Consider the following 9863-nt stretch of genomic DNA (forward strand, 5'->3'; position numbering starts at 1 on the left):
AAGGAGCGATCGGCGAAGATGGAGGCTTGTTTGAGGCGTGTGACGCACTTGTTGCCTGTCACGATCATCAGGGCAAAGATGTAGCTTTGGAAGTAGAGCCAGTTCGGCTTTGTAAAGAGGTTGCGAAACTCCATAAGATAGGATATCATCACTATGGGGAAGAAGATCTCCATTTGTTTTCTCCTTTTGCAGTTCCTTTTTTTAGAGATGATACCTTCTCCCCCTTTCATCTGGCAACCAAAATCTGCGGAACTATAGGTAGGATTCAGAATCCCACAGACGAAGGCCGTCGTTCTGACGGAACTTTCCGGTGGGATTACCAGCGTCTTTTAACTCTCTTTTAAATGGAGAGCGCCCTTTTTAACCCAGGCAGGAAATAATCGCTCACCACCACATCCCAGTTCATCTTCGAGCCTATCTGATAGCCTGACCGTATCATCCCCTCCATCTGCTCGGGAGTTCTGGGCAGGTTGTGGAAGATCCTCTCCGCCACCTCCAGGCTGTTTTGTCTTTCTATCTCATCCCGCTCGTAGAGTCCTATGGAAAGCAGCTCGCCCAGCTCCGTTTTCTCCTGAGGTAGTCTGGTATAGTTGGCCACGATCAGATTGGGCACCTCCTCACCGGAGGTTACCCTTTCCAGGAATCCCGCGCATCCGCAGACGTTGCTTATGACGCAGATTGCGCCGAAGCTTATCGGCTCGACCTGGGCGATTCCGAAAGGTTCGTAGATCGACTGGCCGAACTCCACATCTGTACCCTTACGTATGTCCATAAACTCCATATCCTCCGGCATCCTGCTGCCACATCGATCGCGGCTCCAGCCGAACTGGTTGACGAAGACGGCTTTGATCGCTTTGGAGTTCCTATTGAACTCCTCCACACCCACATAGAAATCGGCCTCATATCCGACCAGGTCGGGATATCCTATCCTATGATTGACCGGCCAGCCGTATTCCTCCTCCATCCTCAGCACCTCTTCGATGCTTCTTCCGGTGCCGATGAGGGTCGAGAGGAAGAACATCACGCCCGTTTTGCCCTCACCGACGAACATCTCGTCCAGATGCCTCAACACCTTCAGATCGCGCCAGAGCCCTTTGCTCGGCACTAACCTCGTGACATGGCTGAACACATAGTCGGGCTTGAATCCGAGGAGGGTTTCGGCATACCGCTGAAGCTTTTCCCTGGAGCTGAGTTTCTCCTCGATGGAGATCTCGTAGGCCGGAACGCCGTTATAGACCAGATCGATATTGACGGATGAGAATTCCGGTCCCAGAAATCGCAGCTCTTTAACCACGTAATCTCCCACGGCGAAGATGTTGTCACAGTGAATCGCCCTGGATATGAGGGCATGTTTGAAAAACCCATTTTGATCGCCGAAAACATCCCCTATGTATTTACCCTCCCTCATCGCCCTGTCGAGGACGTTGTAGAACATGGTGTCATGTCCTAGGTTCCCCTCGACGATCGGTCGGACGGTCGCCACCTCGTGGGCATAAAAGATGGTTCTGAACCCGTCGTCCCTTTCAACCAGTGCCTTCAGCACGAAGGGCATCCCCATGAACTCATGAGAGACGATGAAATACGGGGCATCGTCGGGTGTAAGAAGCGTTTTCACCGCATCATATGCCGGCTCGGCCATCCTCAGATAAAGCTCGAACTCATCGCTATGTTCATATCTGTCCGATTGAAGTCCGAATCGCCTGTAGAGATTGGCCTTGAAAAAGTTCTCCCTATCGATGTGGATCGATGAGGTGTCCACCAGGATTACCTCGACCTCATTTTTCACATCGCTTATCCTGTCGATGAAATCCCGCTTCCCATAGACGATCCAGACATGATACTTCTCCTCAATGGGTTTGAACATCGATTTATATCCGCCCTTATCGATGCCTCCAAGGGATGAGTAGAGCACCTCTCCATCTCCAAGCGGATCCTTCGGATCGAAGAGAGGACCGACCAATATGGTTCGGGAGATGTTTGAGATGTATTTCGGGGAGGTGAGCAACCCATGTAACACCGCCCCTATTCCCCCTATCTTCCTTACGGCCTCATGTGTGACGTGAATCACAGTGCTCATCGAGCAACCTCCTTAAGATTTTAGAAATCTCCGTTGTCGACGGCCCGTCGACAGCCGCTTGATCGTAGCCAGAGAACACAGGATCAGAAAAGCACCGATGTATTCGATCGCTATCACGTGAATTCTGGGATACCTGAATCTGTAAAATGACACCTCCGAGATCTCATAGAGATATTTCGTATGCATTGGATCACCCCCAAGCAGAGATGAGGCAACGATAACGGGATTGGAATCTATGGCAAATTTAATCAGTAATTGGGAATGTCCGGACGATCCGCCGAGAAGGAAATTGACCCAGAACACGGCGCTCATAAAAAGGGCGGCGATGATAAGGGCCGCTCCAGCTCCGTAGACCGGCTCATCGAAGAACAGACCGACCATCAACCCAAGTGACCCTGAGGCGAGGGATAAAATCAGGAGAAAAAAATGGAGTTTAATCATAGATGAAAGGGACATCAGATCGACAAATGGGTTGATCGTCAACCAGATCAGGAGCGATACGAAGGCCCAACCGGAAGCCCACAGGAGAAGGGTTTGAATCTTACCTGAAAGTTCATTTAAATCCCCACTCAAGGCGACGCCGAGGATGATCGAGGTTATCAGGATCAAAACCGCTTCGGCAAGCGGCCAAAGTTCAACCCCCATACCGATCTTCATCGCCGATAACAGCCTGAGGATGAGACACATCGGGATCAGACAGGAGAGAAGAATTTGAAGCGGTCTTATCGGTTTGAATAGATCTCCTATCATCCTGTATCTCCCGAGGATATCATTTCAATCCATCTGATTATCTCAGCGCCGAAGCGAGGGAAAACCTCAAGCCCCCTCCTGAAGGCTTTGAACACCTCCTCGGGATCAATCCGAATATATTCATGCGCCAGTATATTTCTGAGTCCGCCAAGGCCCTTTAACTCCTGACGAAGTCCTCCGGATATAACATCCCTTTCGCCAAGTTCCGCTATCAAACCCTCATATGAATCAGGATAAATCCCGAAACGGGCTGCGAGTATATGTGAGGCGATGTCGAAGATCAGGTTTGCCGCTGCCAGAAGCCCTCTCTCTATCGTCCATCTCAGGCTGAGATTCGATTTTATCCTCTCCGGATCAATCCCCTCATATTTTCTCAGCTCGGTTAGGACGGTATCCAGCTCTTCGAGTCTGCTCTGGATCGAGGAAATCTCCAAGGTCATGTGCTAAACCTCTTCTTGAGGATCTTGAGCCGATTTCTCATTATCGGTTCGAAATCGAGGTATTTCCTCACGACGTCCATCTCGAACCTGTTCTCATCCTCGATGCTTCGTCTGTAGATGAGCCTACCGGTTCTTATGATTTGCATCTTCATGATCGGAGACGCCTCCTTCAGATCGATAAGATCCACACGTTCGGTGCTGAGATGTTCCATGATGAGAGGTCTTATCTCATCCATGTGTCCGTCGAAGAGCAGAGCGATATCCACATCCTCACCTTTTTCCCCTCTGGCAAGCGAACCGAAGAGATAGGCTAGAATGATCCCTCTCCTTTCAAACAGCTTAGGCAGCGTTTCGATTTTCCGCCATATATCTTCGGGAAGAGGACTTATCCCTCTGAACCTTTCCTTAACCCCAATCTTTTCAACACCTCCATAAATGCTTCAACGACATCGGGATCGAACTGAGTTCCCTTGTTGACCTCAAGTTCCCGAATTGCTATCTCGACCGGCATGGCATCACGGTACGCTCGTTTTGATGTCATAGCGTGGAAGGCGTCCGTTACGGCAATTATCCTGGAGAGAAGCGGGATGTCACTGCCGCTCAGCCCTTCCGGATATCCTCTTCCGTCCATTCTTTCATGATGATAGAGCACGATCGTAGCAGCATTTGCGTTGTGCCAGATCCTTTTAACGATCTCGGCACCGATGATGGGATGTTCCTTGATCGCCCTCCACTCCTCATCGTTAAGAGGACCTTTCTTGTTGAGGATAGATCGGCTGATGTATAGCTTTCCGATGTCATGTAGCTCAGCGGCCAACTCTAAGTCGAATCTGACCTCCTTCGGGAGATCGTAAATGTCGCCGATCGGATCAGTGAACCTCCTGACAGACATCAGATGCAGCTTAACGTATTCGTCTTTAATCCCCATCACCTCGACCAGAAGTTTCGCTTTCTCTATAGAGTGGCTCTTTTTGACCTCGAGGAGTTCTTCTCTCATAGAGAGGATCTTGGATCGGAGTCTTTCGTTTTCGATCAACAGCCTTTTCATCTCCCGATCCTCACGAAGCCTCTTCTCTCTCCTTTTCAGCGCCTCCTCTATCTCCTCGATGAGCTTCTCGTGCGATAGGGGTCTTTCCAGATAGTCGAAGGCGCCATGCCTCAGAGAGTATCTTGCCGTAGGGATGCTGGGATATCCGGTGATCATGATGACCTCGGTCAGCGGGCTGACCTCCTTTATCTCGACCAGCAGATCCGTGCCCAGGAAATCCGGAAGCACGATATCGACCACGGCCACGTCATACTGATTGGCTTTTATCCTCTCGATTGCCTCGCGTCCGTTTTGGGCCGTATCGACCTGGAACCTGTCGCCAAGGATCAGCTTCATGGAGTCCAGAAATCCCTTTTTATCATCGACAAGCAGTATTTTCCCCGTCATCTCATCCACCTGTTATTTAAGTTCGAGCATCTTCGGATATTCCGAGAGCACCTCACATCCGCTTTCGGTCACCAACACATCGTCTTCTATTCTGACTCCACCGATTTGAGGATAATACAGGCCGGGCTCCACGGTCACGACATCTCCCTCCTCCAGGATTTCGGATGAGGATGAGATCCTAGGCCATTCGTGAACGTCGAGTCCGATACCGTGTCCGGTGCCGTGGAAGAAGCCCTGCATTTTGCCCTCCACCTCGCCCGTTTCAAATCCCATCTCCTTAAACGTCTCGACCACGACGTTATGGACATCCTTGCCGTCCACGCCGGGTTTTATCATATCGATAGCCCTTTCCTGGGCGAGCAGGACGGCGTCGAACATTTTCCTCACATCTTCGGATGCCGCACCTCGAACGACCGTCCTTGTCATATCAGCATGGTATCCGGTGTTAAGATCCTTCGGAAACAGATCTATGACGATCGGCTGATGTGGTTTCAGCGGTCCTGAGCCTCTATTGTGGGGCTCCGCCGACTGTGCTCCACATGCAACAATGGTATGCTTAGCCAGATAATCCATTCCTATCAGCGTTATACTTATCTCCCGTTTAATCCTTTCCGATGTAAGCGGTTCGCCATCATATATGAGCAGATCCCCCTGTATCCGTGAGCTGGAGATCATATCTATTGCCCTGTCTAGGGCGATCTGGGCGGCCTTGATGGCGTTACGAATGAACTCCACCTCCTGAGGGGTTTTATGTCTCCGTTCCTCGAAAAAGGGCTCATCCTTGAAACTTACCTTATATCCCCTTTCCCTCACCAGATCGGCGTACTTCACCCCGAAATTCGGCGGGACAATGAGCTTTCGTACGTTGAACTCCTCGAAAATCTCCTGAAGGACATCGGCGATTTTAGGGGATTCAACTCCTCTTTCCCTGCTCCTATTTATAAACCGCTTTAAAGGCAAAACCTCTCTGACCTTTGCCTGTGATCTCGCTCTGTCGATCTCCAGATCGCTCAGGAAGATCGCCTCTCGATCGCGAGTTTTAAGGTATATGAATTTGTCGGGGGCGAGGAAACCCGTGGCGTAAAACATGTTTGAGTCATTCTCGCTCGCCTCATAGATCAAAATCGCCGAACCGGGTTCAAGCTCCATCTCATACCTCGTGACTTCCAAGATGTAATTGGGAATTACGGGATAATTATAATCGAAACCCAGGCGTATTTCAACCGGTCTGCCATTCCCTTGTCCCCCTGTCTCCCCTGCTTCCTGCCTCCTGTCTCCTATCGGTGATACTGCTACACTCAAAGGAAATTTGAGCGATCCTATAATTTCCCACGACAGGTGCGGCCTTAACGCAGAGAGAGGAGCAGGGGCACAAGGGGCTGAACGGCGAACGTCCGCTCAAATTCTCTCCTCCCAATTAGATCGAACGCCCCCACAGGCTTTCCATCCCGATATACACGGGCGCGCAGCGGCTGGCGGGTGTAGTTACATATATTGACGAGGATGCGGTCGCCAAGGCGCGCCGCGAGATACTCGACCCCCCAAAGCGGCTCATTGTTTTCACCGCGCAACGTGACCTCGCGTCGAACGCCGAGTTGACCGATGTTCGCCTCGAGCCAGCGCCAGATCTCCTTTTCATCTGCATCGGCAGGGAAAACACGAACGGGCACAAGCGGAATCGAATCGCGCGGCTCATCATATTCAGTCCTTCCCAGGAAATCCTCACCGATGAAGACGACCTTTACGCCGGATCGGATGAGTCTCTCCAGAGCACGTACCGTCGTATCGGGCGTATGCGTCACGCGCGGCACGATGATGAGCCTCACGTCTCGAAGCGGAAGCGGCCTCTCACCGGTTTCAACGAAACGTCGCAGTTGCCTCTCGGTCACGAAGCCGAGCTTGACGCCGACGAAGTTCGCTGCCGTATACGCCCGTTTCAGGGCGTCGAGATGTGCGTTTGAGTAAACGACGCTTGCCCAGGAATGTAGCAGGACGATCTGTGGAGCCAGGCGTTGTATCGCCGTTACCTCACGGGACAGCCGGTTCAGATCGAGACATGTTCTGCCGACCTCGGCGGCGCAGTCCGGTCGGTGCATGATGCTTCCCGCGAAGTCGCTTGTGGGCGAAAAGGTGCGCTCCCACACCCAGATCGTCGTGGCGCCCTGTCCGTGAACGGCGCCCTGCCATAGCACGTTTCGGATGTGCCTGGGTGGGATGTCGCCGAAATAGCGGTCGGGAATCAGGTGGTTTTCGGAGTTGAAGACGGGCTTGTCCGCGACGCTACACTGGAGGTCATAGGCCATGTTCTCGATGAGCCACTCGTTGGCCCACTCACCGTGCCGCGCGTACCACTTCACGCAATCGTTGCCGTTGATCTGGCTCAGCTCGCCGAACAGCTCCGGATCAACACCCCAGATCACCTCTCGTCTGCCGAACGGCATCCACATCATTATCTTCGCGTGCACCGGCAGATCGGGGGCCATTCCGTGGATGATGTCCGCCATCCATCTGTGCCAGCCGGCGAACCGCTCCATGTTGAAGATCGCCCAGTCGTAATAGATCGGCTCCGGCTCAAGCTCCGGCTTTGGGACTTCGATCTCGTCGAACGATTCGAAGCTCGTGTGCCAGTGATTGTTGAGCGTCTCGATGTCGCCGTGTTTCTCACGCAGCCACCTGCGCCACCGTCTGAGCGTAAACCTGCATTCCCGGCTATCGACGTAGATCGGCTCGTTGCTTAAGCAGATGCTGTGCAGGGCGGGATGATCTTTGATCTGCGGGATGACGTGTCGGAGGAATCGTTCGAGCAGGTCGCGGCTTTCGGGCGCGTCGATACAACACTTCAGAAAACCGCCATGGCATGCGCGAAGATGAGGATACTTTTCCAGCGCCCATCCGGGAAAATAGTGCGGGCTGATAAGGAGATTGACCATCACGTTCGCCCTCGCCGCTCGATCGCAGATACGCAGGAAATCCTCGACAGCCCTGTTATCCACCTTCCCCTCGGCGGGGAACACGGAGTTAGGTCCGAACTCGATCTGGATGATGTTAACGCCGTAGTCCGGGAACCTCTCGATGTCGTGGCGTACCTGTCCGAAGTGGCCGTAGCCCAGGAAGAAGATCGGCCGGCGATCGCGATGGGTATCTCCCTTCTCGTCGATCCATTGCGCCTCACCGATGAACGAGGTGCCGTTGATCTCAAGATCGGACGTGACGTAATGCACGGCTGGTGGGAGAGAGGTTTTGCCTTTGAGAGCTGTATCAACGCGTGAGAGCTCATTGTGGAGCATACGTTCCATCGTGACGGCGGCATCCCATGCGCGGCCGATCTCGCCGCCTTCAACGTCATCAAACGCATAGCCGATGAAATCGCGGACGATAGATGCCGTCACGCGCGGGTATGTCGTATCCGTCCCCATCTCGTCCAGTTTTTCAAGCTCACGTTCAAACTCCGAAAGCAGATCGCGCACCTTCTCGATCTGCCTGAGCACTGCCTCACGCGGGTATAGCTGAAACTCAATTTCTGTGCTGACGATCGGTTTCACGCCTTGAACCGGCTCAAACCATGCACGCACACGATAACGTCCGAGCCGGGCATCAGAACATTTCCAGCCGACTTTCACATCATAGGCGCCGGCGTCGAAATTGATCTCTTTTACAGCCCGGCTCACGCTCTCACCTGTGTCCGTCCACTCGATAAGTGCGCTCAACCTCGCCCGACCGACGTTATCGGGCAGATAAAGCGATCCCCTGAGTTCCAGTTGGTCTTCGGCGAAGACACAGTCGTAAATTGGGTAACGATCCGGCTTCCAGATCGGCATGAGCGTGCCGCCACGATACTCGACGCTCCTCGGCGGAGGCAGCTCAAGTTCGAGGCTCGGCCGCGGCTCCTCAAAGTCTGGGATGTAAGGCGTCGGTCGGTCGCCCTCCTCGAGCTTCACATCATCTATCCAGAACCCTCCTGTCGGGCTTTCGGTCACGATCATGAGCGAGAAGCTCGTCTCGTCAGACTCGGTCGTGAAACTTCTCCACACGCGCACCCATCTTCCGCCGGTTGTGACGCGCGGGAACCTCGCCCTAACGCGCCATCCCTTGCCACCTCCGATCCATGCTATACCCGCCCCTTCAGTGCGCACATAGCAGCTCACCGTGTAAGTTGTGTTGGGTTTCACCGGTATTCCGTCCACGAGCCCGAACCACCCGTAAACGTGAGGTCCAAACGGCGTGCCGTTCGTGATTTTGATCGAGCGGTCGCCTGATCGGGCGATCGCCTCGTCAACCACCATCGTCGCGTCCGTGTTGCGCCTGTCCCATCTCCAGCGACGGGGATGGCTGTTGTCGTCTATCTCCTCAAACGAGGAGTTCGGCACGAGGTTCGGATTCACCCGCGCCGGCTGGACGCTGATATTCATCTCTTCCTCCTTCGCATCACCCCGTAGTATCACGCCGAATAACCCGATAGCAATGATAATCAGAAACTGTTGGATTATCCTCATCTTTCCCAAGTTGAAAAGCTCAGGGCATAAAATCTACGGCTTTCGCTCGTATTGTACCACCGGAGGGCTGAGAAGGTCAAGATGAAGCTGTGAGAGGTAGACCTGGCGCGATGCAAAAGTTGCGGAAATCACCCGGGGGTGATAAAATAATCTGTGGTATGTAAAGGCTAATATGAAAGGAGGGTTGGAAGAGGATGAAAGCCGTTGTTTTCCCTCTGTTGATCTGCATACTTGTATCGATCCTCACGGCCACTTTCGCCGAAGCTAATCAGAAGAAGGAGGGACAAGGCGTTTGGAGAAACGCAGTGAAATACCTGAAATCTCCAAAACCCAAAGTCCGACCTGAGATCGTCAGATGGAAACCATTTGCCACCACGATCTATCTCGGCACCTTGAAGAACTGCGGAACGATAATCTACCCTGCTAGGCCCAGATATAGGATTGAATTCCCCTCGAGAGTCCTATACAACGTTGCCATTACTCCATATTGGGGGACGATGACCGCTTTTCCATCGAGACCATGGCCTTGATGGCCTACTTCAATAGGGGATTTGTCAATGGGCGTCGCAACAACGACAATGGGGGGTGAAATCGGTTCAGAGGGCTGAAATGATGGTGGGAGGAGATAACAACACCCGATTGGGCATTCCGATAGGTCGCCTGATCGA

The 9863-nt window shown here is 52.9% G+C and carries 8 protein-coding genes; 1 reads left to right on the top strand and 7 read right to left on the bottom strand.

Annotated features, from left to right (window positions below):
- Window positions 1–340: 340 nt before the first annotated feature.
- From J7M22_18960 to J7M22_18990, 7 genes are all read right to left on the bottom strand, one after another.
- Window positions 341–2077, bottom strand: a complete 1737-nt coding sequence (locus tag J7M22_18960; GenBank protein MCD6508685.1) for a hypothetical protein — start codon at window positions 2075–2077, stop codon at window positions 341–343.
- A 12-nt stretch (window positions 2078–2089) separates the two neighbouring features.
- Complete coding sequence (locus J7M22_18965) at window positions 2090–2827, bottom strand: hypothetical protein (protein ID MCD6508686.1); 738 nt, start codon at window positions 2825–2827, stop codon at window positions 2090–2092.
- Window positions 2824–3267, bottom strand: a complete 444-nt coding sequence (locus J7M22_18970; GenBank protein ID MCD6508687.1) for a DUF86 domain-containing protein — start codon at window positions 3265–3267, stop codon at window positions 2824–2826. The genes J7M22_18965 and J7M22_18970 overlap by 4 nt, the downstream gene beginning before the upstream one ends.
- The gene (locus tag J7M22_18975) at window positions 3264–3704 is read right to left on the bottom strand and encodes a nucleotidyltransferase domain-containing protein (GenBank protein ID MCD6508688.1); all 441 of its coding nucleotides are present in this window, start codon (window positions 3702–3704) and stop codon (window positions 3264–3266) included. Before J7M22_18975 ends, J7M22_18970 begins: the two co-directional genes overlap by 4 nt.
- The gene (locus J7M22_18980) at window positions 3653–4702 is read right to left on the bottom strand and encodes a response regulator (GenBank protein ID MCD6508689.1); all 1050 of its coding nucleotides are present in this window, start codon (window positions 4700–4702) and stop codon (window positions 3653–3655) included. The genes J7M22_18975 and J7M22_18980 overlap by 52 nt, the downstream gene beginning before the upstream one ends.
- Before the next feature lie 12 nt (window positions 4703–4714).
- Entirely contained in the window at window positions 4715–5851 is a 1137-nt protein-coding gene (locus J7M22_18985) for an aminopeptidase P family protein (GenBank protein ID MCD6508690.1), read from the bottom strand.
- A gap of 197 nt (window positions 5852–6048) precedes the next feature.
- A complete protein-coding gene (locus tag J7M22_18990; GenBank protein MCD6508691.1) occupies window positions 6049–9111 on the bottom strand; it encodes a beta-galactosidase in 3063 nt (1020 codons plus the stop codon).
- A gap of 278 nt (window positions 9112–9389) precedes the next feature.
- On the opposite strand from J7M22_18990, the gene J7M22_18995 reads away from it, so the two are divergent.
- Window positions 9390–9725: a hypothetical protein gene (locus J7M22_18995; protein ID MCD6508692.1), complete on the top strand. Its 336-nt coding sequence runs from the start codon at window positions 9390–9392 to the stop codon at window positions 9723–9725.
- The last annotated feature ends 138 nt before the right edge of the window (window positions 9726–9863 follow it).

It is taken from the genome of Candidatus Poribacteria bacterium (genome assembly GCA_021162805.1).
GTDB lineage: Bacteria > Poribacteria > WGA-4E > B28-G17 > B28-G17 > JAGGXZ01.

Excerpts from the sequence above, each read along its gene's own strand:
- J7M22_18960 (MCD6508685.1), bottom strand. The coding sequence starts at position 2,077 with ATGAGCACTGTGATTCACGTCACACATGAGGCCGTAAGGAAGATAGGG.
- J7M22_18965 (MCD6508686.1), bottom strand. The coding sequence starts at position 2,827 with ATGATAGGAGATCTATTCAAACCGATAAGACCGCTTCAAATTCTTCTC.
- J7M22_18970 (MCD6508687.1), bottom strand. The coding sequence starts at position 3,267 with ATGACCTTGGAGATTTCCTCGATCCAGAGCAGACTCGAAGAGCTGGAT.
- J7M22_18980 (MCD6508689.1), bottom strand. The coding sequence starts at position 4,702 with ATGACGGGGAAAATACTGCTTGTCGATGATAAAAAGGGATTTCTGGAC.
- J7M22_18985 (MCD6508690.1), bottom strand. The coding sequence starts at position 5,851 with ATGGAGCTTGAACCCGGTTCGGCGATTTTGATCTATGAGGCGAGCGAG.
- J7M22_18990 (MCD6508691.1), bottom strand. The coding sequence starts at position 9,111 with ATGAATATCAGCGTCCAGCCGGCGCGGGTGAATCCGAACCTCGTGCCG.
- J7M22_18995 (MCD6508692.1), top strand. The coding sequence starts at position 9,390 with ATGAAAGCCGTTGTTTTCCCTCTGTTGATCTGCATACTTGTATCGATC.